The sequence below is a fragment of the Myxacorys sp. genome, assembly GCF_059501405.1.
Genome location: NZ_JCACCM010000087.1, coordinates 168067 through 194636 on the forward strand (window position 1 = coordinate 168067; position 26570 = coordinate 194636).

The window sequence follows — 26570 nt, forward strand, 5'->3', positions numbered from 1 at the left end:
GCCTTTGGCGATCCTTTAGACTTTGTTTTGAGAACCTGAGTTTTGAGAACCTGATTGGAGCTTGGCAAGGCCAATTCCTTCAGAGTTGCGTTCAGGTCGATCGCATCATGCCGTTCTCACTTATGCAGCCACACTCGAATCAGCGAGAGCAGTTGCTCGGTATCGACTGGCTTTGTGATGTAGTCCGAAGCTCCCGATTCGAGACACTTTTCGCGATCGCCCAGCATCGCTTTCGCCGTCAGCGCAATAATCGGTAACGTCGCGAACCGGTCAATTTGGCGAATCGATTGTGTCGTTTCGTAGCCATCCATCTCTGGCATCATCACATCCATCAGCACCAGGTTGATGTCTGGATTGTCGTTTAGTCTAGCAATGCCATCGCGACCGTTTTCAGCATAGAGAACCTGAATTTGATAGCGCTCCAGCAGACTCGTGAGGGCAAAGATATTTCGCACATCGTCATCCACAATCAGCACTTTCTTGCCGAGCAAGATCGGATCGTTTTGCTGGAGGTTCTCTAGCATCTGTCGCTGGGCAGGAGGTAAATCTGCCTGAACGCGATGGAGAAACAGGGCGGTTTCGTCGAGCAAATGTTCTGGCGATCGCGCATCTTTGATGATGATGGTGTCAGAGATGCAGCGCAGTTCCGTTTCCTCTTGGGAGGTTAGCTCTCGACCGGTGTAGACGATGATGGGCAAGTAACCAAGGCTGGGTCTATGTTTAATTTGCTCGATTAGCTCAAATCCGTTCATATCGGGCAGATTCAGATCCAGAACGAGGCAGTCGAAGTGGTTGGACATAAGCATTTCTAGTGCTGCTGTGCCAGTTCCCACAGTTGTGCTATCCACATCATCGTGACCGATGAGTTCTGTAATGCTGTCACGCTGAACTTCGTCGTCTTCAACAATTAGCAGTGCCTTGACGGGGCGATCGACAAACTCTCGAATGCGGGCGAGGGCATTTAAGAGAACATCGCTGCTGATAGGTTTTTGCAGACAGGCGATCGCGCCTTGTCGCAGACAGCGTTGTAGCCCTTCTTCGACCGACATGATGTGAACTGGAATGTGGCGGGTATTGGGATCGTGCTTGAGGCGATCTAACACCGTCCAGCCATCGAGAACGGGTAGCCGAATATCGAGCATGATCGCTGTGGGTCTGAACTGCTGCGCCATTGCCAGTCCGACATTGCCACGGGTTGCCACTAACCCTTTAAAGCCTTCTTGCCGTGCCATATCGAGCAAGATTCGGGCAAAGTTGAGGTCGTCCTCAATGATCAGCAAGGTGCGATCGCCGGGTTGCAGGATTTCGCGATCGTCCTCGATCACGATTGGTAGGGCGATGTCAAGCATAGATGCCGATTGCGTAGGGTCAGAAGGTAGGGTCGTTGTAGAAGTCGCAGCAGGCGGGACGTGTTGAGCCGTAGCTCCTGTCCCAGAGGAGAATAGCGCTTGCATTCTCTCTCTCCTATCTGCGTTTTCCACCCCAACTTCTCGACGCACTAAATACGTCTGGGGTAGATACAGCGTGAAGGTGCTTCCCCGTCCGGGTTCACTCGTGAGGCGAATCTCACCTTTTAGTAGACGAGCAATTTCGCGACTAATCGATAAGCCTAACCCCGTTCCGCCGTAGCGACGAGACGTAGTGCCATCAGCTTGCTGGAAGGCTTCAAAAATCACATGTTGTTTGTCGGGGGCAATGCCAATTCCGGTATCCGAGACAGCAAACGCCAGCACCCCGTCAGCCTGATTCAAGGCTTCATGGTCATAGCTCCAACCGTGAGTCACTAGACTAATATCCAGTGCCACTCGCCCTTGCTCGGTGAACTTAAACGCATTCGATAGCAAGTTCTTCAACACTTGCTGTAAGCGTTTTGAGTCGGTATAGAGCGTGCGAGGCAGAGAATCGTCTAGATGAATTTGAAAGTCGAGTTTGCGGTCTTGTGCAACTTGGCTAAAGGTGCGATCAAGGTGATGCCGTAGGTCAGCAAAGGACGTTGGCTCAATCTCGATCGACATCGTTCCCGATTCGATTTTTGCTAGATCGAGAATGTCGTTAATTAGCCCTAATAGATCATTACCTGATGTGTAAATGGTGTGGGCATACTCCACTTGCTTTAGCGTTAGATTGTTCTCGCTGTTGTCAGACAAAAGCCGCGATAGAATCAGCAAGCTGTTGAGCGGCGTCCGCAATTCGTGGGACATGTTTGCCAAAAATTCGGACTTGTATTTAGAACTGAGAGCAAGTTGTTCGGCTTTCTCCTCTAGCGATTGCCTTGCTTGCTCAATTTCTTGGTTCTTGCGTTCCACTTCGCGATTTTGTACGGCTAGTAGTTCTGCTTTCTCCTGTAGTTCTTCATTGGTTTGCTGCAATTGCTCCTGCTGATTTTTGAGCAATTCTTCTGATGCTGTTAGAGATCGCGCTTGCTGCTCTAGCCGTTGATTGGTTCCGGTGAGTTCTTTTTGCTGAGTTTGTAGTTCTTCTGCTAACGATTGCGATTGCTTCAGCAATTCTTCCGTTCGCATACTCGCGGCGATCGTATTGAGCACGATCGCAATACTTTCGGTCAGCTGGTCAAAGAAGGTCAGGTGAATTTCGCTAAAGCGGCGGAAGGAGGCAAGTTCGATCACCGCCGTCACTTGTCCCTCAAATAAAACGGGTAGAACGACCGCATTGAGCGGCGCTGCTTCGCCTAGCCCTGAACTGATCTTGATGTAATCGTGCGGTACTTCTGTAATCAGAATCCGCTCTTTTTCTAAGGCGCATTGTCCTACGAGTCCTTCGCCCAAGGCAAACCGGTTTGCGAGATTTTTGCGCTCCCGATAGGCGTAGGTGCTGAGTAATTTCAGGTAACCAGGATGGGCGTCGCCCGTTTCCATGAGGTAAAAGACTCCGTGTTGCGCGGAAACTAGAGGAGCAAGTTCCGACAGAATCAGTTTGGAAACGGTTTCGAGATCGCGCTGACCTTGCAACATGCGCGTAAACTTCGCCAGATTCGTTTTGAGCCAATCTTGCTCAGTGTTCTTTTGGGTGGTTTCGCGCAAGTTGGCAATCATCTGGTTGATGTTGTCTTTGAGAATCGCGACCTCACCCTGGGTTTCAACCGAGATCGAGCGGGTTAAGTCTCCCTTCGTCACCGCCGTTGCGACTTCTGCGATCGCTCTTACCTGAGTCGTGAGATTGGCCGCCAGTTCGTTTACGTTATCGGTTAAGTCCCGCCAGGTTCCTGATGCACCCGGAACTTTCGCTTGACCTCCCAGCTTGCCTTCAATACCCACTTCGCGCGCTACAGTCGTCACCTGATCGGCAAACGTGGCCAGGGTGTCGATCATTTCGTTAATCGTATCTGCCAACGTTTCGATCTCACCTTTTGCATCGAGCATGAGCTTGCGCTTCAAGTCGCCATTTGCAACGGCCGTTACAACTCTAGCAATGCCTCGCACTTGGGCAGTGAGGTTACTTGCCATCGAGTTCACGTTGTCGGTGAGGTCTTTCCAAGTTCCGGCAACGCCTGTGACTTGGGCTTGACCTCCTAATTTGCCTTCAGTTCCCACCTCGCGTGCGACCCGCGTTACTTCAGAGGCGAAGGAACTGAGTTGATCCACCATCGTATTGATGGTGTTTTTCAGATCCAAAATCTCGCCTTTGACATCCACCGTGATTTTTTTGGACAGGTTGCCGTTTGCGATCGCGGTTGCCACTTCAGCAATGTTCCTCACCTGGGCGGTAAGGTTACCTGCCATCAGGTTGACGTTATCGGTGAGGTCTTTCCAAGTTCCGCCTACCCCTCTGACATAGGCTTGTACACCGAGTTTTCCTTCGGTTCCCACCTCTCTCGCGACCCGCGTTACCTCTGAGGCAAACGAGTTCAACTGATCCACCATCGTGTTGATCGTGTTTTTCAGTTCGAGAATCTCGCCTTTAACATCCACCGTGATTTTTTTGGACAGGTCACCGTTTGCTACAGCGGTCGTCACTTCGGCAATGTTTCTCACTTGGGCAGTCAAACTACCTGCCATGAAGTTGACGCTGTCGGTGAGGTCTTTCCAGGTTCCAGCCACTCCGCGCACTTCTGCTTGTACACCGAGTTTTCCTTCAGACCCTACCTCTCGCGCCACCCGCGTTACCTCTGAAGCGAACGAGTTCAACTGATCCACCATCGTGTTGACTGTGTTTTTCAGTTCGAGAATCTCGCCTTTAACATCGACCGTGATTTTTTTGGACAGGTCACCGTTTGCTACTGCCGTTGTCACAGCAGCAATGTTTCTCACCTGGGCGGTCAGACTACCTGCCATGAAGTTCACGCTGTCGGTGAGGTCTTTCCAGGTTCCGGCAACTCCGCGCACTTCGGCCTGTACACCCAGTTTTCCTTCAGACCCCACTTCCCGCGCCACCCGCGTTACCTCTGAGCCGAAGGAACTGAGCTGATCCACCATCGTATTGATCGTGTTTTTCAGTTCAAGAATCTCGCCTTTAACATCGACCGTGATTTTCTTCGACAAATCACCGTTTGCCACAGCCGTTGTCACTTCGGCAATGTTTCTCACTTGGGCGGTGAGGTTACCTGCCATCGAGTTCACGCTGTCGGTGAGGTCTTTCCAGGTTCCGGCAACTCCGCGCACTTCTGCTTGTACGCCGAGTTTTCCTTCGTTTCCCACTTCCCGCGCCACCCGCGTTACTTCTGAGGCAAACGAGTTCAACTGGTCCACCATGATATTGATGGTGTTCTTCAGTTCGAGAATCTCGCCTTTAACATCAACTGCAATTTTTTTAGAAAGATCGCCATTTGCTACAGCCGTCGTTACTTCAGCAATGTTTCTCACTTGATCCGTTAAGCTACCTGCCATGAAGTTCACGCTGTCGGTGAGGTCTTTCCAGGTTCCCGCAACTCCGCGCACTTCTGCCTGACCACCCAGTTTTCCTTCTGCACCCACCTCGCGCGCCACCCGCGTTACTTCTGAGGCGAAGGAGTTCAACTGATCCACCATCGTGTTGACTGTGTTTTTCAGTTCGAGAATCTCGCCTTTAACATTAACGGTGATCTTTTTGGACAGGTCACCGTTTGCTACAGCGGTTGTCACTTCGGCAATGTTTCTCACCTGAGCGGTGAGGTTACCTGCCATCGAGTTCACGCTGTCGGTAAGGTCTTTCCAAGTTCCAGCAACGCCTTGTACATCCGCTTGTACACCGAGCTTCCCTTCGTTTCCCACCTCGCGCGCCACCCGCGTTACTTCTGAAGCGAAGGAGTTCAACTGATCCACCATCGTATTGATCGTGTTTTTCAGTTCGAGAATCTCGCCTTTAACATCGACCGTGATTTTTTTAGAAAGATCACCGTTTGCTACAGCGGTTGTCACTTCGGCAATGTTTCTCACCTGAGCGGTGAGGTTACCTGCCATTGAGTTCACGCTGTCGGTGAGGTCTTTCCAGGTTCCAGCAACGCCTTGTACATCCGCTTGTACACCGAGTTTTCCTTCGGTTCCCACTTCCCGCGCGACCCGCGTTACCTCTGAAGCGAAAGAGTTCAACTGCTCTACCATCGTGTTCACGATTTGAGCCGTTTGTAGAAACTCACCCTGCAATGGTTTGCCTTCGATTTCAGTAGCGATCGTATGAGACAAGTCACCATTGGCAACCGCTCGAATCACCCGAGTCGTCTCTGCCATCGGTTGCACGAGGTCTGTAATTAGCGTATTGACCGATTCAACACTCGCCTTCCAAGCGCCTTTCGCACCTCCAACTGACCCCCGTTCGTAAATTTTGCCTTCTTTACCAACGACGGTGCTAATTCGCTCTAGCTCCGTTGCCATCTGTTGGTTCATCTCGATGATTTCGTTGAGGGTATCGGCAACTTTGCCTGCGACGCCAATTTGATCGGTGGGCATTCGCACAGAAAAGTTACCTTTTTTCACCTCGACGAGGGTCCTGAGAATTTGCTTGAGATCCAAGCTATCGGTATCGCTGGTAGCAGGTGCAGTTGGCATAATGTATTTCTGACGGAAGAGCGAGCGTGAGATACATCTCGGGATACATCTATAGTGTAATGAATTACCTAGAGATTGAAGCCTGCAAGATTGTCTAGAATTTGGTCATTGCTACAATTTTATCTTCAGAACTAACTGCTACCACTAAATCTCCTGCCCTTAGATAGATTTTGAATTACGTCACTTCAGTAGATTGAAGGTTCTTCTTAGCAGAGCTAGAATGCTCTAAATGCTTTTTTGATCAGTTTCTCGAATAGCTTGACCTAATTAACCTCTACAGGACGTTCTCTTGCAAGATCAATCACCTAATAACAGCGGCAGTGAGCCAGCGATCGATCTCAGTCAGTTGGTGAAGGCTGTGGTAAAAGTCGTGCTGAAGGCAAAGCAGACACAGAATCCTGACGAGGCTCTAGTTATTCGAGATGAGTTACATCGTCTTCCAGATCAGGTAATGACCGAGGTTCTGAATCAGGTCATGCTAGAACTGGTGCAGATTGATCCAACCTTGTGTCGCTGGTTTATTGTGGATGTCTTTCTGCGAGATGCCGATCCAGAAGGCAGGGCAGATGTAGCAGAGCGAATCAATGTGATGATGGCAGAGTTGCAATGATTGCCTTTTACCTGTCTCGTTGAATCTCAAAGCGTTGTCGATGATAGTTTGAGCATCGCGCGTGAATGTTTGAGCATCGGGCATGAATGTTTAAACTAGGTAAACGAATGTCTGAGCATCACGCGTGAATGTTGGAGGTTCAGCGCTGAATGTTTGAGCATCGTGCGTGAATGTTTAAGCTAGATGAACGAATGTCTAAGCATCACTCGTGAAGGTCTGAGCATCACGAGTGAATGTTGAAGGTTCAGCGTTGAATGTCTAACCATCACTCGTGAATGTTTGAGGTGAACTAACTCAGGCTTAGCCTTCACTGATAAAGAGTTGATCCTCTACTACCAAATCCGCCGCTATGAAATTTGCTGCCAATGCGTGAGTCTTGATCAAACCTTGTGACTCTGCCAAAACTTCAACATCGCTAAAACAACATAGGGGCGTCTGTCAGAACGCCCCTACTAGCTACTAAACCCTAAATTGCCCGAATCAGTCGCGTCTGAGCCGTCGCAATTCCTCTTGCAGATCCGTAACCTGCTGACGCATCTCATCCACGCTCGTTGAAGCTGGGGTTGGTTCGTCGTCATCTAGAATTTCAATCTTACGAGGCTCTGCCGGACGGGATGGATCAGACGTTACCGTCGGCTGCTGCTGTTGCGCCTTCTGAACCATGTCATCCACAAACCGACGAGCTTCTTCTGCATTCATCTCGCCACGCTCAACCATTTCATCGGCTAATTTCTGAACCTGCGATCGCAGTTCAGTCAACTTCTCTCCTGCCTTCTCGCCCGCATAAGAGGCAACGCCAATTCCTAAATAAACCGCTTTTTGAACCAGATCTCCCAAACCCATAGTTTTCAAGCTCCATGTTGAATAATTCCAAGATACGCAGAATTGATCGGGTTGCCCAGTAGAGAACGGTTGATTTGCTGTAGAGAAAACCGTCTACACCTTGGAAACAAAAGTGGTTTAAAACAAGGTGACCCGGAGACTACGCCTATCGTGAGCATCCCGTATTGCTGCTACCTTCCGGTCCTGACAAAGTTTGGGCGTCGCGATCGCATAGATCCGAGTCACTTACTAAGATAACACTTTCCTGCTCAGTTCAAGCTCATTCAACTACAATCTTCCATTCATAAAGTTGATAATGCACGCACCCATTCCGCACGAGCGGATCTTGAGCGACGATATTTTTCGCTTCTTCCATCGACGACGCCTTAAATAGCAACATCCCGCCACCGAAACAACTCCAATATCCCGTTCGGGCTTCATGACCTTTTGTGATCAACTCTTTGACAAACGCTTTATGAGCAGGAACATACCGATCGAAGGTCGGCCTATCAACGACTCCTTCTTCGATTTTGACAAACCAAGGCATTACTGCATTCTTCCTTCATTATCAATCAGGATCTATTCTGTAGCTTAAACGCTAGAGATACGCCATTAGAATAAGGCTTTGACCCATCTAAGATTCAAAAATCAATTTTTTGTTACTACGGCATTACATGAGTAAAGAAACGCTGTTTTTCGTTGCGCTTCTGCCGCCGCAATCGATTCAAGAATATGCCACAGAGATTAAGCACTACATCGCCGAACGATACAACAGCCGTCATGCGCTTAAATCTCCTCCGCATATTACGTTGCAACCACCGTTTAAGTGGGTGCCAGAACGACTAGATGAATTGCACCACTCGCTTTCATCATTTGCTCAGTCTCAATCTCCGATTTCCATCACGCTAGACGGATTTTCAGCCTTTCCACCACGAGTCATTTACATCCATGTCGATCGCACCCAACCTCTCCTAACCTTGCATCAAGCTTTCATTGAACATTTGGAAGTGACAATAGGGTTAGTTGATCCAAAAGAAAAGTCGCGCTCGTATGCACCTCACATGACGGTGGCTTTCCGAGACTTAACCAAGCAAAATTTCAAACTGGCATGGAACGACTTTAAAGAAAAGTCGCTGCATTTTGAGTTCACCGCATCTCACCTAGCTCTCCTCATTCATACAGGTCAAAGGTGGGAGGTTCACAAAGAATTTCCGTTTAGCATGGTGAATAGATGAAGTGATGAGGCAAAGTATGCAACAGTTTGCGATGGACGCAACGCGCCACCCCGACGGAACCGCAACACAGTTTTACACCTGGAATGGATATCGCTGTGCCTACGATGTGCTGAACGAAGGACAAGGCGTTCCATTAGTGTTAATCCATCCAATCGGGGTTGGGCTGTCTCGCGGCTTTTGGCAACGCTTTAACCAAGCTTGGATTGAGTCAGGACACCGCAACCCAATTTACAATCCCGATTTACTGGGGTGTGGCGAAAGCGATATGCCGCGTGTCGCGTATCATCCGATCGATTGGGCAAAACAACTACAATTCTTTCTGCAAACGGTTGTAAAAACGCCGTGTGTCGTAGTGGCGCAAGGTGCATTGTTTCCCGTTGCCGTTGATCTAGTAACGCTGCAACCCGATTTAGTGAAAGGTTTGATCTTAAGCGGTCCGCCCGCGTGGACGTTGGTTGCGCGAAATACTTCTGATCTGCAACATCGCATCGCCTGGAACTTGTTCGATTCACCGTTGGGCAGTGCATTTTATCGGTATGCACGGCGATCGCAGTTTCTGAAACAATTCTCAGTTAGTCAACTCTTTGCTCGCGAAACTCAAGTCGATTCTAATTGGCTCAACATATTGCAGGCTGGAGCGAGCAATCTCGATAGCCGTCATGCGGTTTTCTCGTTTCTCTCTAGCTTTTGGCGGCAAGATTACACTGCTCGAGTTGCGCAAGCTCACCAGCCCACCCTGATTGTGTTAGGCAACCAAGCAACTAGCATTAGTCAAGAAGGCAAGCCTGAAAGCTTGGATCAGCGACTAGAAGAATACTTAGAAGCATTTCCAAATGCTCAAGGCGTAAAAATTGAGGGACGAAATGTGTTGCCTTACGAATCAACTGGGGCATTTGTAACTGCAATTGCGCCGTTCATTCAAGCCTTGCAATAATTACTGAAAGACCTGTTCAGGCGCGATCGCTAAATTGGAGAACAGTGGTGAAATGATCGGGCTGCTTCCTTGAAACTGACCGACTTCAACATAAACGTCGCCCTCTAACATCAAGACCAGAACGGTTTTCTGCTCAGGATCAATAATCCAATATTCAGGAATCCCGACTCGGCAATATTGGTCGCGCTTACGCTTATAATCGCGTTCTCGGTTGCGTTGCCCTGGACTCACAACTTCTACAACTAGCTGTGGTGGCGGCATGTCAAGTTTGATCGTGAGTCGTTTTTGCGTCAGCGCTAAATGCTCTTCTCGAAGAACAACCAAATCAGGATAGCGATTTTGAGCATCACCCTTTTTTAATACGGGAACTTGAATCTCACAATTATGAAGTCGAACCAATCGACGGTTTATGAGTTGAATTAAAACATCGCGCAGGTTTAAAGCAATCCAATCGTTTGGTTCAGATTCTGGCGGCAATTCAACTAGCTCCCCGTCAATCAGTTCATAGCGACTGTTGTCTGCATCATCGTAAGTTAAATATTCCTCAAACGTTGAAAATCGAGGTTTGGCTTGAGTCATAACTCATCTCCAAGTTCTAAGAATCAGCTTTGACAAGTTTCCTAGTGGGCTGCTTTACCCATCGGACGATGAACAATCGTTTCTACCACTCTACGCCGATCGCTAAAGTTGATGCCGACCAAACGCACGTAATTGGCTTCGTGTTCGCCAAGACACGCTTCGAGAGCCGATAATGCGCCCGCTCCATCATCTTGAAACATGCCGTAACAGTTCCACGAATTCATCCGAAATCGGCGTTCATCAACATACTCAATGCCTAGTCGTAGCCCTTGTCCTAAAATTTGATTCACCTGGCTGACAAGCTCTGGGCTTAGACGAGTACCAGAAGACTGTCCGTTATAACTCGCAGTCGGAGTACGATTGGTCGGAGGAGCCGCTGGTTTTGGTGATGAATTCGTTGGAGGTTGGGTCGGTTCAGAACGATGCGCCACCATGTTAATCTCACCTAATCCGCGATTACCGATCGTTTGATTGTATTCCTCAACCAGGCGCAATTCTTGCAGACGCTTCTGTTCGCGTACCAATGCCTGACCGACTTCGATCAAGTGAGGCAAACTAAAATCGGGTTTACGGAATTCTGGCGGCGCTTGCTTGCTGTTGACCACGCGCTGAGAAATTCGATTCACGCCAACTTCCTGAATTAGCTGTTGAATTTGCTCATCGTAGAGCCGCGATCGCAGTGCACCATAGAAGTCGATCGCTTGCTCAGGAAATGTATCGACCAGCTTCTCAATGTCTCTGTGAGCGACCTGATCAACCTCAAAAATGCCACTCACAATTCCAATGCGATCGGCGCGATCGGGTTCCCAATAAAACTTGTCCATTCGCCCATCTCGAACGAGTGGAGCGTACAACGTCGCTAAGTCATTTCCCGTCACGATGATTGGAATGCGCTGCGTTGGATCGGTGTTGTAACTTCCAGGAAGCTGGACGTTGGTTGGATTGTCGGCAATGTTCATTAACGTGCCATGAATCAGTTGAGTGTTCACGGTATATTGCGTGAATTGATCCACTCGTCCCATGCCAGCGTCAATATCGTTGATGATTAGAACCGCCATCTTGCCGCGCACCTTCACCAGTTCACCCGCTTCTATATATCGCAGTCGCACTAAACGCGCCGGATCGCCAGCATCAGGACTTTCTAACTCCCCTGCCGACATGTAAACCGCTTCTATGCCCATCTGCTCAAACACCAGGTCGCATTGAAAAGACTTTCCCTCACCTTTGCGCCCGTGGATTCCCAAAAGGAGCGGCACTTTTACATTAGGCAAATTCAAATAATTCTTTGTGATATGAATCGACAATTTATCTAAAAAGCGAGGAGCGATGTAATAACTCATAGGAACCATTTAAGAAGAACAAAGCAAAGCAGGGTAAGCCGTCCTTACCCTGCTTCAACAAAGGCTAAATCTGATAATAACCAATCTTAGTGGACAGACTGATCAAGCTTTTTAATAGAAGGCATTGACGGAGTTGAAGAGTCACTTAGATAAATCTTAGCGTCTGCTAATTCCTGCTCTCGCAAGTACTGTACAACCGATTCGTAGGTTTCCTGGTTATATGCGATGTCATGGGGAATCCGAGTGAGATATCCCATACAATTTCCCATCAGAAAATAAACACTAACCATTGCCGCTGCCGCTGTTGCAACTAGTGTGCCAGCTAGCATCAGAGAGAATTGTCGCTGCTCAACTGCTTCTTGCATCAGATGCAGTGACCAAGCAACAAGACCGATCGCAATAATTAGAATGGGTATCATCATAATTTACATATCTTAACAGATAATTAGACAAATTGTCTCTGTCTAGCTATGTAAACAGCACAAGTCCCTATCATAGTACTTGCCGAAAACTGCATGAAGTGATTAAACGACTCTAGAAGTAGAGTTTTCAGCTAAATATCGCGAATCAAAACGTTACGCTCCGTTAAGAATGTCTTAATCTGAGAAACCGTTAGTTCACCGTAATGAAGCAGTGATGCCAACAGGGCCGCTTCAGCTTTCCCGTCCGTTAAAGCATCGTAAATATGTTCACAGGTTCCTGCGCCTCCCGACGCAATGACAGGAATTTGCACTTCTTGAGCGATCGCACGCGTCAAACTAAGGTCATATCCTGCTTTCGTTCCGTCTGCATCCATACTCGTCACGAGTAGTTCTCCAGCTCCCCGTTGTTCTACGGTTTTCGCCCACGCGATCGCATCAATTCCCGTATTCTCTCGTCCACCTCGTACATAGACATCCCAACCCGGATTAGTCGGATCTGGGCGTCGTCTCGCATCAATCGCGACCACAATACACTGATTACCAAACCGCCGACTTGCTTGATTGATAAAATCGGGGTCACGCACTGCCGCCGAATTAATGCTCACCTTATCGGCTCCAGCCCGCAGCAATTTTTTAATCACGTCTAAGCTGTAAACTCCACCCCCGACAGTTAGTGGAATAAAGACTTGTTCTGCCGTTTTATAAACCACATCGTAAATCACGTCGCGGTCTTCATGAGTTGCGGTGATATCTAAGAAAACTAATTCATCTGCCCCCGCCTCGTTATAAACCTGAGCAAGCTCAACTGGGTCGCCAGCATCGCGTAAATCAACAAAATTTATGCCCTTCACAACCCGTCCTGCTTTCACATCCAGGCAAGGCAAGATTCTTTTTGCCAGCATTGCAGTCTAACCCTTGAGAAAAGTATGAGTCAGAATCCTACCTCTAACATTGAATGGAGTCTAGCAAGGAAATATTTCTATGCTCTATTAGATGCTCTATTTTTGAAATTTTTTATTTTTGAAATTTTTAAGACGGTTGAGCTTAATTTCGGCTTATTGGAATTCGATAGCGACGCGCTACGTAATTGAAGAACTGATAGTACGCATCAAACTGCTGGCTTGGAGCGCTTCCCCGCAAATAGTATTGGACATTTTCGTGAGTTAGAACAAGCGTAAGAGAACTTGTTTGGGCTTCAATATTAGCTTGGAGCCTCCCTTGAATGCCTTGTTCAGTTGTGAAATTTGCAGGAGGTAGACTGCTCGAACGTTGAGAAGGAACCTGAGTCGGAGGAGCTTTAGAAGAAAAGGGTTTCGCTAGACGAACCGATGGAGTCGGTGATGAGGCCAATTTAGGCGCTGCTGTTCCAGAATTTTTCGGGACTCGAAGAAAGCTTGCCCATCCACGAATCTCAACTTGTTGATTTTGAGGGTTTCTAAAGGCAGCACCATCTCGATTCTCTGGCAAATCAGCCGCTTGCCATCCTGCAGGGTAAGGGAACTCAAATCCATAACGAGGATTTCGATACGTTTCCCATCGGTCTGGTAAACCATCCGAGGAGCCGCAGCTAAACAGCGCGATCGCTAAACATGCTCCCCACGCTGTTCTTCTTGACATCTGTCTAACGTCGTGTTTCAGGCTCCAATTCCAATTAAATCGATTCATGTTGTAAAGAATTGTAACAATATTGCCGTCATGCTGGTTTTCTGGCTTGACAGTCCGAGATTCCCTAGATATTGTTCTTACATACCCGGGTAAAACGACTGAAAGAGATATGCAAGACAAGCAGAAAGTTACGTTGTATCTTCCACCAGAACTGCACCGCCAACTAAAAATTGGAGCGGCAGTTGCCTCCGAAGCGATGTCAACCCTTGCGGAGAAGGCGCTCATCTTCTATCTAACTCATCCCGATGTAGTGGAGCAAGTGGAAGAGGCTCATGGACAAGCGCATCGAGTTTACAACTGTCCCGGATGCACGACCCCTGTTGTCTTGCGGGATGGTGAGTTGGCACCGCTTGGTCAGCCATCTGAAGTCTTAGTAGAGGAAAGTTTTCCTGTTGCGAAAGTTCAGGTTGGTGCGGCAAGCGAATCCTCCAATCAGGAGACGCTAGTTCCCTGTTAAGGTTGCTAACTTGGATTGATTAAGTGATTAGCTAAAGTCTTCTACAATGTTGGATTGGGAAGCTGGTTATTTTTCTGCGCCGTTTCAGGTAGGTCAGTGGCTATGCAAGAAGAGCTAAATATTCTCGTACAGGCTCAATATCCTCTAATTTATCTAGTGACCTCCGAAGAGGAGCGGGCAGAGCAAACGATCGCCGCGATCGCACAAGCCAAGCCCCACCGTCGAGTCTTTTTGTGGACTGTCACTCACGGCATCGTTGAGTACGGGCAGCCTCGCAATGTCACTCAGCACAATACGGTTTCTCCTGAAGCTGCGATTGAATGGGTGATGAGACAAAGAGAGCCTGGACTCTTTGTTTTCAAAGATTTGCACCCTTTCATTGACTCTCCTGCGGTGAAGCGATGGTTGCGTGACGCGATCGCAAGCTTCAAAGGCACTCAGAAGTCGATCCTGTTGATGTCTCCGGTTCAAGAAGTTCCTATTGAGCTTGAGAAAGAGGTAGTGGTCATCGATTTTGCGATGCCTAATATGTCAGAACTCGATCAAGTCCTGACAAGCCAACTCGATCTGACCCGCGCCCGGCGAATCACAACGGAGACTCGCGAAAAGCTTTTGAAAGCGGCACTAGGTTTAACTCGTGACGAAGCGGAGAAAGTTTATCGCAAGGCGTATGTCACTACGGGGCGCTTGACCGAAGAAGAGGTTGATATTGTTCTTTCTGAGAAGAAGCAGCTTATTCGTCGCAACGGCATCCTAGAGTTCATGGAGGAGGATGAGACGATCGAGTCGGTCGGTGGTTTGGAAGAGCTAAAGCGTTGGCTAAAGCAGCGCTCTAACGCCTTTACAGAGCGAGCACGCGAGTATGGGTTGCCTCAACCAAAAGGAATGCTGATTTTAGGGGTTCCAGGGTGCGGTAAATCCTTGATTGCGAAAACCACTTCTCGTCTGTGGGGACTGCCATTAATTCGACTCGATATGGGTCGGGTGTACGACGGGTCGATGGTGGGTCGCTCCGAAGCGAACTTACGGAACGCTCTGAAAACTGCCGAGTCGATCTCTCCAGCTATCCTCTTTATTGATGAGATGGATAAAGCGTTTGCAGGCAGTACTGGGTCATCCGACTCAGATGGTGGAACGTCTAGCCGGATCTTCGGTTCCTTCCTCACCTGGATGCAAGAGAAAACCTCTCCTGTTTTCGTGATGGCGACCGCAAACCGAGTCGAGCGGCTTCCGGGTGAGTTTCTGCGGAAGGGACGCTTTGATGAAATCTTCTTCGTTGACTTGCCAACCGCCGAAGAGCGCAAAGAAATTTTCAATATTCACCTCGTGAAGCGTCGTCGAGACATTACTCGCTTTGATTTAGATCAGCTAGCCAATGTATGTGACGGCTTCTCGGGGGCAGAAATTGAGCAAGCGTTAGTCGCTGCAATGTATGACGCTTTTGCTCAAGACCGCGAGTTTACCCAACTGGATATTATTGCGGCATGTCGAGCCACGATGCCGCTATCCAAGACAATGACCGAGCAGGTAACAGCCCTACGGGACTGGGCTAGGCAGCGAGCGCGACCTGCAGCGTCCTCAGTTGCTGAGTATCAGCGACTTGAGTTCTAAAAGCTTTCTCCTGCTCCCAACAGGAGGAAAGGCTGGTTCCATGCGCCAGCAGCCAAACAAGCAATTAGGCTTCAGGTTTCCACTGAACGCTGATTGCGATTCTCAACAAGCAAAACGTTGTCGTTGTATTCAACTTTCCACGGAGGAAACCCTAATGTCTCACTTTAGCACTCTACGCACCAAGATTACTGAATCCGAAATCCTCACGTCCTCTCTGCGTGATTTGGGTATTTCGACCAAGACCGACGCTGATGTTCGTGGCTACAACGGACAGCGTGTTCGCGCTGACATTGTTGCTGTCCTCGAAGGCGAATACGATTTGGGCTGGTCTCGCAACGCAGATGGTTCCTTCGACTTGATTGCTGATCTCTGGGGTGTTGCCAAGAAGCACAACCAGACTGAATTGATCAACTCGATCAACCAGAAGTATGCTGTGAACAAGACCTTGGCTGAAGTGAAGCGCCCCGGATTGCAAAACGCTAACGTCAAGTTGGTTGTTCAAAAGTAGTTTCTCTGCGCGTTCCCAAGCTGGCGGGTTAACTTAGAGTTAGCCCGTTTTTTGTGTCAAAATGGCACTGCTGTGAGGATTCGCTATGGTTGACTTATTGTTAGATACTGAGATCCGCCGCATTATTCGAGCTTGCGGACAACACGCAAAGTATCTTGCAACCCAAAGGTTTGACGTTTCTGAAAAGGGTCCTGATGATTTTGTCACGAGCGTCGATCAGGCTCTTGATCGTAAACTCACCGAGCAATTCACTACCCTTTTTCCTCAAGACTACATTGTTTCAGAGGAGAATCCCACCTCAAGACCTCACTTTCAGCAGGATCAGCGCCTTTGGTGTATTGATCCGTTAGACGGAACCAAGGATTTTATTCAGGGCGATCGCAACTATTCAGTTTTAGTTGGCGTTCTAGAGAAGAATGCGGGTTCTCCGGGGTCAGCAATGCCAAGCGCTGGATGGATTTATGCTCCGGAGTATGACCTGATGTATCACAGTACGCCAGAATCAGGAATTTGGCGTACTCAAGGGGATGCTGATCCTAAGTTGCTGAACCCTGTGGCATCCTCTCGGTTCGATCGTCCTAAAGTAATGATTGGAGAAATCGATTTTGCCAACTTTGGAAGTGCGCTTAGTCAAGCAATTCCAGAAATTGAATTTGTGCGCGCTCCGGGTAGCTTCGGATTAAAAGTCGTGAGTGCCGCCCTAGGAGAAGCAGATTTGTATGTGTATTTCAACAAGCGAGTGAAGGTTTGGGACACAGTCGCCTCCATTGCAATCGCGCAGGCCGCTGGACTGGTTTGCTGCGATTTAGAGGGGCAACCGATCAGCTATGCATCTGATCAGATTAATTTAGAAACTTTAGCTCATCATCAATCCATCGTAATTGGATGGGCATCCTATGTAGAGTTACTACTTCCTCGCTTGAGGAGTGCGATGTTATCGGCTGCTCCCTAGTTGCCTGTGTTCTCTCCAATTTCTGAGCAGTTCGGCTGATCCGTCAATCTCTGGACCATCAGAACGGACTCAATTTGCCATTTGGTAAATTGGTGGGCGTTTTGGCATATAGATATAGTGTCTACATAGACATGTTTGACGAGTGACCCTCTACCATACACGTCCATCTCTGAAGATCTGTCATGCAGACTGAAGCTTTCAGTGAGTTATTTCCATTATTGGCAGCGGCCAATCCAGAAACGCTGGATTGGCTACTATCCGTTGCGACTGAGCACGAGTACCCAACTGGCAGAGCCGTTTTGATGGAAGATGCCTGGGGAAATGCAGTTTATTTTGTTGTATCGGGCTGGGTAAAAGTTCGACGGCACTCTGGCACCGGGGAAGACGTTTCCACACTGGCTATTCTAGGTCGGGGTGATTTCTTTGGAGAAATGGCAATTCTAGATGAATCGCCTCGCTCAACAGATGTGATTGCGCTCTCTGATGTACATTTACTTAGTATTTCCGCTCAACGATTCATTCAAACCCTGTTTAAAGATCCTCAACTTCATCACCGGATGCTGCAATTGATGGTGAGACGCTTGCGGCAAACTAATATCCGCTTTCAGCTTCGCAATCAACCGCCTGCTGTGAAGTTAGTCAACACCTTATCTTTGCTCGGAGAAAACTACGGCGATAAGATTGGTGAGGGAGCAGACATCTTTAATATTCCAGCCAAGGATTTAGCGGATGTTACAGATATCACCGTTGAGGAAGCGACGAAGATTCTAGAAAAGCTGAGTGACAAAGGGTGGCTCAAAGTAAATACAGAGCAACAGATTATCTCCCTAATGAATCTCAAACAGTTAAATCAACTGCGGACTAAGCGGTGATAGAGAAATTGAAATGAGGCATGATAGGGGATAGAACTCTCTATTGTTGTTCTCTACTACTGTGGGGTAAATTTATGAACCGTGAGGATTTTGAATTGACCCAATCGATTGAAGAGTTGCCTTGCGAGTCACAACCGATCGGAACATCCTCAGCCGCCTTGATTGACACCCCACTCTCACAAGATCTCGCTCTGTTTTATCAAGTCGCGATGTCTCATCCCGAGTCGCATCTGTTTGAGGTGACTTTGCGGATTCAGAATTGGCAGGCGAAGACCCTTGATTTAAAGATGCCCGTGTGGACGCCAGGGTCATACTTGGTACGGGAATATTCACGGCATTTGCAGGATTTTGAAGCGTTTTATGGTGCTGAAACGTCGCTCAATTGGCGAAAGCTGGGCAAAAATCATTGGCAGATTGAGACGCAGGGTAGGTCGGAAATTGCAGTTTGCTACCGAGTATTTGCAAATGAGTTGACGGTTCGGACAAACCATCTTGATGAAACTCATGGCTACTTCAATGGAGCAGCGCTGTTCTTCTTTGTACCAGGGTTTCAACAGGTTCCCATTCGCATCCAGATTTTGCCGCCAGCCGATTGGGTTGTGACAACGGCTTTACCCCGTGTGGGAGTGAACACCTTTGAAGCGCAGAACTTTGATGCGTTGGTTGATAGTCCGTTTGAGATTGGACAGCACCAGATTCATCCTTTTGAGGTACTGAGTAAGCCGCACGAGTTTGCAATTTGGGGACGAGGAAATTTAGAGGTCGATCGCATCATTCGTGATACCCAAAAAATTATAGAAGTCGAAGCGGAGCTATTTGGTGGGCTGCCCTACGATCGCTATATTTTTTTCCTTCATTTAGCCTCTCAAGCCTTTGGTGGGTTAGAACATAAAGATAGCTGTTCGCTAATTTATTCTCGCCTTGGATTTCGGACAAAAGACAAGTATGAGCGATTTATGCAGCTTGTAGCTCACGAATTCTTCCATCTGTGGAACGTGAAGCGAATTCGTCCTAAAGGATTAGAAGTGTTCGATTATGAACACGAGAATTACACACCTTCCCTATGGTTTAGCGAAGGGACGACCAGTTTCTACGATTTGCTCATTCCGCTGCGAGCAGGCATTTACGACGCAAAAACCTATTTAACGGCTCTGAGTCGAGAAATTTCTCGCTATCTGACCACTCCAGGACGGCTCGTACAACCCCTGAGTGAATCGAGCTTTGATGCTTGGATTAAGCTTTACCGTCCTGATGCAAATAGCGCCAATTCTCAAATTTCCTACTATCTGAAAGGCGAAATGGTATCGCTGTTGCTTGATTTAGCAATTCGGATTAAGCATCAGAATCAGCGATCGCTTGACGATGTGATGCGCCAGATGTGGGAGCAGTTTGGTAAAGCTGAAGTTGGGTTTACCAAAGAACAACTGAAACTTGTGTTGGAAGCAGTTGCAGGATTTGATCTGACAGATTTCTACGATCGCTACATTGACGGTACAGAAGAACTGCCGTTTGATGAGTATCTTGTTGGCTTTGGCTTACGTGTTGTATCCAACAGAGAGACAGGAGTACCCGCGATCGGTATGACACTCAGAACTGAAGGCGGGCGCGAAATCGTGAAGTTTGTCGAGACAGATTCACCCGCACAGCGAGCCGCGATCGATGCAGGCGATGAATTAGTGGCAATCGATGGGTTGCGAGTCGGGTCAGGGCAGTTAGATGAGCGTCTGAAGGACTATCAAGCGGGCGACACTATTGAAGTTACGGTGTTCCACAGCGATGAATTAAAGACGCGATCGCTCACTCTTGCTCCGCCTCGCGCCACTCAATATCATCTTGAAGCTATAGAACACCCGTCCACCCTTCAACAACAGAACTTTGAAGGGTGGCTTGGCGTTTCTTTAGCAACAGTCCACTAAAAATCAATGCTTCTTTAATGAGACGGTTAGCTTCAACCGTCCCAAACGCCTTAGCGAATATTGCTGTCTTCTATTTCAGCTTCGCTAGGCGGCAATGTTCCTAAATTGCGATCGCTAGACAGATCCTGGCTAGGGCTAGAGAATTTTTGATTAGAGCTAGGAAGTTCTGCGAGGGGACGGTCGTCCTTCGTTTCTGAATGATCGTCTTTCAGCATTTCACTTGCCTGCTTGAGCAAGTCCCGCAGCAATTGACGAACTTTCCGCTCCCGCCGTGCCAATGCCGTTCCGGCCTCGCCTAATCTGGCATCAAACTCTTCTGCTTTTTGATCGGCTTTGGCTTTTGCAACTTCTGCCTGCGGACGAGCTTGGTCATACCAGCGTTTCGCGTCTTCTAGATGTCCTTGAGCACGATCGTAGTAAACTTCGCTGCGAGCCGCCAGATTAGCACGAAGGATTGACATCTGTGCTTGCAACTGCGCGTATCGCTGTTTCAGCAGAGATGCTTCTTCGCTGTTGCGGATAGACTCGATCGCGTGGTCAATCTGTTCCCGCATCTCTGCCGACAAATCCTTACCCGCCTCTTTCAGCCCTGCCAGTCCTTCTTCTACGTCCTTCTCCAGTTCTCCTTCTTGCTGATCAAGCTGAGCTTGCAAGCGGTTGACTTCCGATTCTGTCTCTGAAATCCGCTTGTGACGGGCATGGCTAATGCCCTCGATCACCCCTTCAACCGAGGCAGATACTTCTTCTTTGACATGTGAACTATTTTCTTGAATACTCTCAATTGCCGATGAGAACGCATCTTTGACAATCGATCGCACCTCGCCCGATCCGCCCTTCACTTCCGACATCACCTGAGAGATTGCCCCTTGAATGATGTCACGAATGCGATCGCGGCGAAGCTGTCCGACTTCTTTAACCTGCTTCAAATCGGATGAAATTTTTTCTTTGACCGAATTAGCCATAATTGACCTCTACCTTAGATTCTTTTTAACTTAATTAGGGATTGTCATCAAAAGAGCAATTGATACGGCTTCTCAAGATTGAAATAGAAATTTCAATTCGTTACCATCTCTATGCTTACAAAAATTATTTCTGAATAACCTCTTTCTTAAGATAGGAAGCTCAAAAAAAGATGGTTCCTGACTTTAGTTAAGTCAGGAACCATTTTCAACTTAATCGCTGTTTAACTCAAATCACCAACGTAGAGATCAGTATGAATTGCTAATTAGAAGCGGATATTGCATTAGAAGCGAATACCAGCACCTGCCTGCAAACCAACTGCACCTGCTTTGCTACCTTGGTAGGCATTAATGCCGTACTTCGCATCGCCAAAAAGCACTACGCCTTTAGTGACTTCAGATTCTACACCTAGTTGCAGTACGGCTGCATCCTTGTTTCCAAGCGGAGATGCTTGACCATCTTTCTGCACAAATGAGTAACCTGCTCCTGCATAGACGTTCGTGTTTTTGTTAACAGGAAGATCATAAGACAGAGTAGGAATCACTGCACTATTATTGCCGTTGAAACTTACTGCACCACGAACAGAAACGGGAGCGGTAGGAACAGCAAAACGGCCTTGGATGGTACCACCGATATTTGCAGCATCATTGTCTCTGCCGCCATTGGTCACACCAGCCGAAACACCAGCACCCACGTAGCTGCCGTCGAAGCGAACGGGTTGCGCAGAAGCAGAACCTGCACCCATAACAAGAGGAGCGACAACGAGTGCAGAAACAGCAGAAAGAGTTGCGAAAGACTTAAGAGAGAGTTTCATTGTTGTGTCCCTAGGAGATTAAGATTGATTGTTGTTCTCTTACTTATTAGTCGTAAGATGGGTTGGAAAAGTTCCAGAGTTTCTCAACAAATGTTCTAGTTAATCAAGGGATTTTTGGATGAACCGAAAGAGTCTCTACTTGATATTAGAAGCCGTTGAACTAACTGGAGAGTTCTAGAGTTATCACCGAAAAACATTTGTGACTTCTCATAACTTAGGTATATCTAATTTGCAGTTGAGTTTCTTTCGATAATGGTCTCTTCCATAAGTGTCACAGTTTATTTGTGCCAGATATTTGCTGTCTTAAATAAAACAAATAAAATCTAGGAGTTGCTGTTAGCTTAGTTCGCTAAAACAGTACTTCTAGATTTTATTTTTGATAATAAATTTGAGTGATTTTTAAGCTGACATTGGTCTATGGATAGAGGCCTATTGTTAGGAATACACGTTAATTGCTGCTAATTCCGAAACCTATTAAAACAATTTATTCGCCTTTTCCGCCTAAGCTTGTTCAGAAGAACGTATTATTTCTACAGAAGGATGAACTGGCTGCCTGCACGCCTGATTAGCTAGCTGATCTCTCATATGGACTTGTCGGCCATATCATGCTGAGTAGCTCTAATGATGCCAAATGACAAAGATTTGTTCCTGACTAACTGACGCAGGCGGAGTAACGATCGCGCCCTTCATGCTTCGCCTGATACAACGCCTTGTCTGCAGCGGTAATCAATAGTCCTGGCGATGTGATTGGACTGGGAATGGTAGTAGCAATGCCTAAGCTCACTGTGACGATCGCATTGGCTGTCGAGCTAGAGTGAGCGATGGCAAGCTCTCTTACACCGATCTGAATGGCTTGTGCAACTTGAATTGCCCCTTCTTGGTCAGTGCTGGGCAGAATTACCGCAAATTCTTCTCCCCCATAACGAGCAGGTAAATCGAGCGATCGCTTCGCCGCATTCTGAATCACATTGGCTACCTGTCGTAAACAGTTATCGCCTGCTTGGTGCCCGTAGGTGTCATTAAACCGCTTGAAGCAGTCGATGTCACACATAATCAGCGAGAGCGAGGTCTGATCGCGCAGCATCCGTTTCCATTCTTGCTGCAAATACTCATCAAACCGCCGCCGATTTGCTACTTGTGTTAAGCCATCAAACGACGCGAGGCGTTGCAATTCATGATTCGCCTGCTCTAGCTGCTGATAGAGCCTGACTTGCTGAATCAAGCGCCGAACCCGTTGGCGTAGCACTGCCCAATGAATTGGTTTTGTGATGTAATCTACAGCCCCGGCTGCAAACGCTTGATCGACAGACTCTTGATCTTCTAAGCCGGTGATCATCAGAACCGGGGTCCGTCCTCCACCGTTCATCCGCTGAATCTGCACACAGCAGGTAAATCCATCTTTTCCAGGCATGATGGCATCGAGCAATACGATATCTGGACGCATTCGGGCGTAGATTGCTAGACAAGCCTCACCATCATTCGCTTCGACCACTTGGTAGCCTTCTTGCTCCATTGCTTGCCGCAACCCAATCCGGGTAATCTTGTCATCATCAGCGACCAGAATCAGAGGAGGATTGTGATTTGAGGGAATTATCTCTGGCATTGCTGAAGTTCCGTGTGTAGCGAGGCTTGAACGCGATCGTATTCAGCCTCCAGTTGGCAGATGCGGGGGACTACTGGATCTAGGTTTCCCATGCGGGCGCAGGTTTCTAACTCTTGGCACAAGTCTGCCAACCCCGTTGCTCCGACAGCAGCGCTGGTGGACTTGAGAGTATGAGCCGCTTGTTGCAACAAAAGGGCATCTCTTTGAGCGATCGCGCATTGAATTGTTTGCACGAGCTGGGGCGCATCGTGGAGATAGTTAGAAATAGTGTCGAGCAACGCTTCTGTGCCCTGATCGGCTGCCAAAACAGATCTCCCTGCTAAAGTCCGCCCATTGAGGGTGGCTTCAGCAGGCGTGAGGCTCGGAAAGCGGGGCTGACATTTACTTAACGCACGCATCAGTGCCTCCAGACGGATTGGCTTGCTGAGATAATCGTCCATCCCGGCCTCAAGGCAGAGTTGGCGATCGCCTCGCATAGCGTTGGCAGTCATTGCAATTATTCGTGGACGTTGCTCAATCGCCCATTCTGCACAAATGGTCTGAGTTGCCTCCAGCCCATCCATCTCTGGCATCTGAACATCCATAAGGACAGCGTCATAAGGCTGACGCCGCAGCGCATCTAATACTTCAAACCCGTTACAGGCAACATCCGCACGATACCCTAATCGTTGCAGGAGGTGCAGCGCGACTTTCTGATTGACAACATTATCTTCTGCCAATAAAACACGTAGCGATCGCGGCTCAATAGATCCGTTTGCTGAAGCAGATTGATTGGTGAGACTGGTCTTGACGTTAGACGAATCAATCGGCGATTTGGTCTTTGTTGGAGTGAAGTTTTGATCAGCAATTCGGGTAAGACCCGATTCCGCAGCGACAGCACAGATTGTGAAGTAGAACGTTGAACCCTTAGCGTGAGTTGATCTGACTGGTTTGAAGCCCTGAGGTGGGTCGCCGCCCAGTCTACCTTCACTTTCGACCCACATTTGTCCGCCCATGATCTCGCTCAAGCGTTTGCTGATCGCGAGTCCAAGTCCTGTTCCTCCATACTGCCGGCTGGTCGAGGAATCTCCTTGGCTAAATGATTTGAACAAGCGCTCCATGCGGCACAGGGGAATGCCAATGCCTGTGTCGTGTACGGCAAATAGCAGATGGAAGCCCGACGTAGGGTTGAGCTTAGAGGTGAGGTTAGAACAGTATTCAGAGAACGGCGGACAAGGTATAGGTATCTCGTTTTCAGTCTTGATGCTAACCGTCAACTCGATCTGCCCCTGCTCCGTAAACTTGACCGCATTACTGAGTAAATTCACTAGAATCTGCCTCAGCCGAGTTCCATCGCCCACGATCGCAGCTGGGATGTGCGGAGAGATGTTATAGGAAATATGGATGCCTTTTTCTGCTGCGTTGACCGTTATCAACTCAATAGACTCATGGAGGCAGGTTTGCACATCAAACGGCTGTTGCTCAACGTCTAGCTTGCCTGATTCAATTTTTGAGAAGTCTAGAATGTCATTGATGAGGGTCAGTAGAGTATCTCCGCTACTGCGAATAGTTTCTAGAAAGTCCCTCTGTTGAGGAGTAGAAGCCATCGCAAGCAGCGATTCTGTTAAACCAATTACAGCGTTCATGGGAGTGCGGATTTCATGGCTCATGGTGGCTAGAAATTCGCTTTTCGCTCGATTTGCGGCTTCTGCAGCATGTTTTGCCTGTTCTAGAGCAACATTTTGGTTGGTGAGCGTTTCGCGTTGCAAGGTTTCTTGCTTTAGGAGCCGAGCTTGAGCGAGAGCAATTCCGACTTGATCGGCAACAGCTTCTAGCAGTTCAATTTCATCTTGGCTCCAGTGGCGATCGCGATCGCACTGATGCAGACAAATGACCCCGTTTGGTTCTCCTTGGTACGACGTTCGCACCACCAGCATTGATCGGAGCGAAACCTGCTGGCAGATCGAGTGATGAGATCGCAGGAGGGGGTCAGTGTAGACATTGGGAGATGCGATCGCGCTATCTGTTCTGAGCACGGTTTCCATATGCCGATTGCCGCTGATCGGAATTTTCAATCCGGTTAAGGCGCTCCAACCCGGCTCTAAATACTCCGCGACGATCGGAATTTGAGGAAACTCAGCTTCGTTCTGCAAAGACTCAAATTCTGACAGAATCGGATCTGCAATCGATACGTAGGCATGAATCAGGCAGCGATTGACGTTAAAGGCACGCCCAACTTGAGTCGCTGCTGTCTGAAAAATTTGTTGCGTATCTAAACTTTGCCGGATCTCTTGAGTGAGTTGTTTGAGCAGCAGCGCCCGTTGATATTGTCGTTTCAGCGCTTCTTCTGTGTGCTTGCGATCGCTAATATCGGTTTGAATACCAACGTAATGCGTGATCCGTCCTTCTGCATCGAGCACCGGAGAAATGGACAGCTCATTCCAAAAGAGAGAGCCGTCTTTGCGATAGTTCCGCAGCGTGACCGTGCAGTCTTCTCCGTCTTGAAAAGCTCGGCGCAACTGCTCTAATGCAGGTTGCTCGGTCTCTCCTCCTTGCAGAAGGCGGCTATTTTTACCCAACACCTCATCTGCCGAATAGCCTGTCATCCGCTCAAATCCAGGATTGACATACACTATCGGGTTGTCAGCACGAGTGGAGTCAGTGATGATAATGCCGTTGCTGCTTGCCCGCATGGCCCGTTCCAAAATTCGGAGGCGAATTTCGGCTTGCTTTGTTTCGGTCACATCGCGACAGACGTTAATAAATCCTTTTTCAGTTAACGTGAGCGACATTTCCTCAAAGAATGTGCTGCTGTCTCGGCGTTTGGCAACCGCTGCGCCACGCCACTGTCCATTTTGCTTTAGCAGTGGAATAATTTCACGCTCAATGCGGCTAATTTCTTCGGGATAGTAGAGTTCTCGCCAACTTTTGCCGACTAACTCTCCTGGACGGTAGCCAAACATGCGTAAGTGAGCGTCGTTGAGGTAGAGAAACTGCCCATGTTCATCTAAAATTGCAATTCCATCAAGCGCCGCTTCCACGACGATCGACTGTCGCCATAGAGCTTCCTGCATCTGTTGATCTGACAGAGATTCAGGGACCTCGATTAACAGCTTGCCCACGGCTGATTTCTGCTTAAGGCGATGCAGAAAGACGGTTAAAGCAATACTGCCTGCGATCGCAACTGCATTCGTACCTAAAGGAATCCACTCTACGCTCACTGACATTCGCTATCCTATCGTTGACCAAACCTGCGGTTGCCTTGCAGTTCCCTCTGGGAGTAATGTCCAAATCCTAGTCATCTCCGAAA

At 48.3% G+C, this 26570-nt stretch carries 21 protein-coding genes and 1 other RNA gene; 9 read left to right on the top strand and 13 right to left on the bottom strand.

Going from position 1 to position 26570, the window contains the following annotated elements; genetic code table 11:
* Nucleotides 1–116: 116 nt before the first annotated feature.
* Nucleotides 117–5981 (bottom strand): HAMP domain-containing protein, encoded by a 5865-nt coding sequence (locus tag AC5I6P_RS10055; protein ID WP_495693613.1) that lies wholly within the window; start codon nt 5979–5981, stop codon nt 117–119.
* 289 nt (nt 5982–6270) lie between these two features.
* Between AC5I6P_RS10055 and AC5I6P_RS10060 the strand changes: the two genes are divergently transcribed.
* Nucleotides 6271–6591 carry a hypothetical protein gene (locus AC5I6P_RS10060; RefSeq protein ID WP_495693614.1) on the top strand — a complete coding sequence of 107 codons (321 nt, stop codon included), beginning with the start codon at nt 6271–6273 and terminating at the stop codon, nt 6589–6591.
* Nucleotides 6592–7071: 480 nt separating this feature from the next.
* Here AC5I6P_RS10060 and AC5I6P_RS10065 read toward each other — a convergent pair whose 3' ends face one another.
* The 3 genes from AC5I6P_RS10065 to AC5I6P_RS10075 all read right to left on the bottom strand — a co-directional run bounded on the left by AC5I6P_RS10065 (nt 7072) and on the right by AC5I6P_RS10075 (nt 7960).
* Nucleotides 7072–7434, bottom strand: coding sequence for a phasin family protein (locus AC5I6P_RS10065; protein WP_495693615.1), 363 nt, complete (start codon nt 7432–7434; stop codon nt 7072–7074).
* Between the two features lie 126 nt (nt 7435–7560).
* Nucleotides 7561–7657: signal recognition particle sRNA small type (gene ffs / locus AC5I6P_RS10070), an RNA gene on the bottom strand.
* Nucleotides 7658–7693: 36 nt separating this feature from the next.
* A complete protein-coding gene (locus AC5I6P_RS10075; protein ID WP_495693616.1) occupies nt 7694–7960 on the bottom strand; it encodes a YciI family protein in 267 nt (88 codons plus the stop codon).
* 127 nt (nt 7961–8087) lie between these two features.
* Here AC5I6P_RS10075 and AC5I6P_RS10080 point away from each other — a divergent pair, with 127 nt between their 5' ends.
* Nucleotides 8088–8648, top strand: a complete 561-nt coding sequence (locus AC5I6P_RS10080) for a 2'-5' RNA ligase family protein (protein WP_495693617.1) — start codon at nt 8088–8090, stop codon at nt 8646–8648.
* Between the two features lie 16 nt (nt 8649–8664).
* Nucleotides 8665–9582: an alpha/beta fold hydrolase gene (locus tag AC5I6P_RS10085; RefSeq protein WP_495693618.1), complete on the top strand. Its 918-nt coding sequence runs from the start codon at nt 8665–8667 to the stop codon at nt 9580–9582.
* Here AC5I6P_RS10085 and AC5I6P_RS10090 read toward each other — a convergent pair whose 3' ends face one another.
* The 5 genes from AC5I6P_RS10090 to AC5I6P_RS10110 form a co-directional block, all read right to left on the bottom strand.
* Nucleotides 9583–10161, bottom strand: a complete 579-nt coding sequence (locus AC5I6P_RS10090) for a Uma2 family endonuclease (RefSeq protein ID WP_495693619.1) — start codon at nt 10159–10161, stop codon at nt 9583–9585.
* A 41-nt stretch (nt 10162–10202) separates the two neighbouring features.
* Complete coding sequence (locus AC5I6P_RS10095; protein WP_495693620.1) at nt 10203–11501, bottom strand: RuBisCO small subunit-like domain-containing protein; 1299 nt, start codon at nt 11499–11501, stop codon at nt 10203–10205.
* 86 nt (nt 11502–11587) lie between these two features.
* Nucleotides 11588–11923 carry a hypothetical protein gene (locus AC5I6P_RS10100; protein WP_495693621.1) on the bottom strand — a complete coding sequence of 112 codons (336 nt, stop codon included), beginning with the start codon at nt 11921–11923 and terminating at the stop codon, nt 11588–11590.
* A gap of 131 nt (nt 11924–12054) precedes the next feature.
* Complete coding sequence (gene hisF, locus AC5I6P_RS10105) at nt 12055–12825, bottom strand: imidazole glycerol phosphate synthase subunit HisF (protein WP_495693622.1); 771 nt, start codon at nt 12823–12825, stop codon at nt 12055–12057.
* Between the two features lie 142 nt (nt 12826–12967).
* Nucleotides 12968–13540: a hypothetical protein gene (locus tag AC5I6P_RS10110; RefSeq protein ID WP_495693623.1), complete on the bottom strand. Its 573-nt coding sequence runs from the start codon at nt 13538–13540 to the stop codon at nt 12968–12970.
* Between the two features lie 157 nt (nt 13541–13697).
* Between AC5I6P_RS10110 and AC5I6P_RS10115 the strand changes: the two genes are divergently transcribed.
* The 6 genes from AC5I6P_RS10115 (at nt 13698) to AC5I6P_RS10140 (ending at nt 19904) form a co-directional block, all read left to right on the top strand.
* Nucleotides 13698–14045, top strand: coding sequence for a slr0373 family blue light stress response protein (locus AC5I6P_RS10115; RefSeq protein ID WP_495693624.1), 348 nt, complete (start codon nt 13698–13700; stop codon nt 14043–14045).
* A 102-nt stretch (nt 14046–14147) separates the two neighbouring features.
* The gene (gene ycf46 / locus AC5I6P_RS10120) at nt 14148–15656 is read left to right on the top strand and encodes a stress-responsive protein Ycf46 (RefSeq protein WP_495693625.1); all 1509 of its coding nucleotides are present in this window, start codon (nt 14148–14150) and stop codon (nt 15654–15656) included.
* A 154-nt stretch (nt 15657–15810) separates the two neighbouring features.
* Complete coding sequence (locus AC5I6P_RS10125) at nt 15811–16164, top strand: DUF1257 domain-containing protein (protein ID WP_495693626.1); 354 nt, start codon at nt 15811–15813, stop codon at nt 16162–16164.
* Nucleotides 16165–16249: 85 nt separating this feature from the next.
* The gene (locus AC5I6P_RS10130; RefSeq protein ID WP_495693627.1) at nt 16250–17116 is read left to right on the top strand and encodes a 3'(2'),5'-bisphosphate nucleotidase CysQ family protein; all 867 of its coding nucleotides are present in this window, start codon (nt 16250–16252) and stop codon (nt 17114–17116) included.
* Nucleotides 17117–17298: 182 nt separating this feature from the next.
* On the top strand, nt 17299–17988 hold the full coding sequence (locus tag AC5I6P_RS10135) for a Crp/Fnr family transcriptional regulator (RefSeq protein ID WP_495693628.1): 690 nt from the start codon (nt 17299–17301) through the stop codon (nt 17986–17988).
* A 74-nt stretch (nt 17989–18062) separates the two neighbouring features.
* Entirely contained in the window at nt 18063–19904 is a 1842-nt protein-coding gene (locus tag AC5I6P_RS10140) for a M61 family metallopeptidase (protein ID WP_495693629.1), read from the top strand.
* Nucleotides 19905–19954: 50 nt separating this feature from the next.
* Here the strand turns inward: AC5I6P_RS10140 and AC5I6P_RS10145 are convergent, their stop codons facing one another.
* The 4 genes from AC5I6P_RS10145 to AC5I6P_RS10160 form a co-directional block, all read right to left on the bottom strand.
* Nucleotides 19955–20866 (bottom strand): histidine kinase, encoded by a 912-nt coding sequence (locus AC5I6P_RS10145; RefSeq protein ID WP_495693630.1) that lies wholly within the window; start codon nt 20864–20866, stop codon nt 19955–19957.
* 281 nt (nt 20867–21147) lie between these two features.
* On the bottom strand, nt 21148–21678 hold the full coding sequence (locus AC5I6P_RS10150) for an outer membrane beta-barrel protein (protein WP_495693631.1): 531 nt from the start codon (nt 21676–21678) through the stop codon (nt 21148–21150).
* 652 nt (nt 21679–22330) lie between these two features.
* Nucleotides 22331–23281, bottom strand: coding sequence for a diguanylate cyclase domain-containing protein (locus AC5I6P_RS10155; RefSeq protein ID WP_495693632.1), 951 nt, complete (start codon nt 23279–23281; stop codon nt 22331–22333).
* Nucleotides 23269–26487, bottom strand: a complete 3219-nt coding sequence (locus tag AC5I6P_RS10160) for a PAS domain S-box protein (protein WP_495693633.1) — start codon at nt 26485–26487, stop codon at nt 23269–23271. Before AC5I6P_RS10160 ends, AC5I6P_RS10155 begins: the two co-directional genes overlap by 13 nt.
* Between the last annotated feature and the right edge of the window lie 83 nt (nt 26488–26570).

Bases quoted from the DNA above. Each gene is read 5' to 3' on its own strand.
- AC5I6P_RS10055 (WP_495693613.1), bottom strand. From the start codon at position 5,981: ATGCCAACTGCACCTGCTACCAGCGATACCGATAGCTTGGATCTCAAG.
- AC5I6P_RS10065 (WP_495693615.1), bottom strand. From the start codon at position 7,434: ATGGGTTTGGGAGATCTGGTTCAAAAAGCGGTTTATTTAGGAATTGGC.
- AC5I6P_RS10075 (WP_495693616.1), bottom strand. From the start codon at position 7,960: ATGCCTTGGTTTGTCAAAATCGAAGAAGGAGTCGTTGATAGGCCGACC.
- AC5I6P_RS10080 (WP_495693617.1), top strand. From the start codon at position 8,088: ATGAGTAAAGAAACGCTGTTTTTCGTTGCGCTTCTGCCGCCGCAATCG.
- AC5I6P_RS10085 (WP_495693618.1), top strand. From the start codon at position 8,665: ATGCAACAGTTTGCGATGGACGCAACGCGCCACCCCGACGGAACCGCA.
- AC5I6P_RS10090 (WP_495693619.1), bottom strand. From the start codon at position 10,161: ATGACTCAAGCCAAACCTCGATTTTCAACGTTTGAGGAATATTTAACT.
- AC5I6P_RS10095 (WP_495693620.1), bottom strand. From the start codon at position 11,501: ATGAGTTATTACATCGCTCCTCGCTTTTTAGATAAATTGTCGATTCAT.
- AC5I6P_RS10100 (WP_495693621.1), bottom strand. From the start codon at position 11,923: ATGATGATACCCATTCTAATTATTGCGATCGGTCTTGTTGCTTGGTCA.
- hisF (WP_495693622.1), bottom strand. From the start codon at position 12,825: ATGCTGGCAAAAAGAATCTTGCCTTGCCTGGATGTGAAAGCAGGACGG.
- AC5I6P_RS10110 (WP_495693623.1), bottom strand. From the start codon at position 13,540: ATGTCAAGAAGAACAGCGTGGGGAGCATGTTTAGCGATCGCGCTGTTT.
- AC5I6P_RS10115 (WP_495693624.1), top strand. From the start codon at position 13,698: ATGCAAGACAAGCAGAAAGTTACGTTGTATCTTCCACCAGAACTGCAC.
- ycf46 (WP_495693625.1), top strand. From the start codon at position 14,148: ATGCAAGAAGAGCTAAATATTCTCGTACAGGCTCAATATCCTCTAATT.
- AC5I6P_RS10125 (WP_495693626.1), top strand. From the start codon at position 15,811: ATGTCTCACTTTAGCACTCTACGCACCAAGATTACTGAATCCGAAATC.
- AC5I6P_RS10130 (WP_495693627.1), top strand. From the start codon at position 16,250: ATGGTTGACTTATTGTTAGATACTGAGATCCGCCGCATTATTCGAGCT.
- AC5I6P_RS10135 (WP_495693628.1), top strand. From the start codon at position 17,299: ATGCAGACTGAAGCTTTCAGTGAGTTATTTCCATTATTGGCAGCGGCC.
- AC5I6P_RS10140 (WP_495693629.1), top strand. From the start codon at position 18,063: ATGAACCGTGAGGATTTTGAATTGACCCAATCGATTGAAGAGTTGCCT.
- AC5I6P_RS10145 (WP_495693630.1), bottom strand. From the start codon at position 20,866: ATGGCTAATTCGGTCAAAGAAAAAATTTCATCCGATTTGAAGCAGGTT.
- AC5I6P_RS10150 (WP_495693631.1), bottom strand. From the start codon at position 21,678: ATGAAACTCTCTCTTAAGTCTTTCGCAACTCTTTCTGCTGTTTCTGCA.
- AC5I6P_RS10155 (WP_495693632.1), bottom strand. From the start codon at position 23,281: ATGCCAGAGATAATTCCCTCAAATCACAATCCTCCTCTGATTCTGGTC.
- AC5I6P_RS10160 (WP_495693633.1), bottom strand. From the start codon at position 26,487: ATGTCAGTGAGCGTAGAGTGGATTCCTTTAGGTACGAATGCAGTTGCG.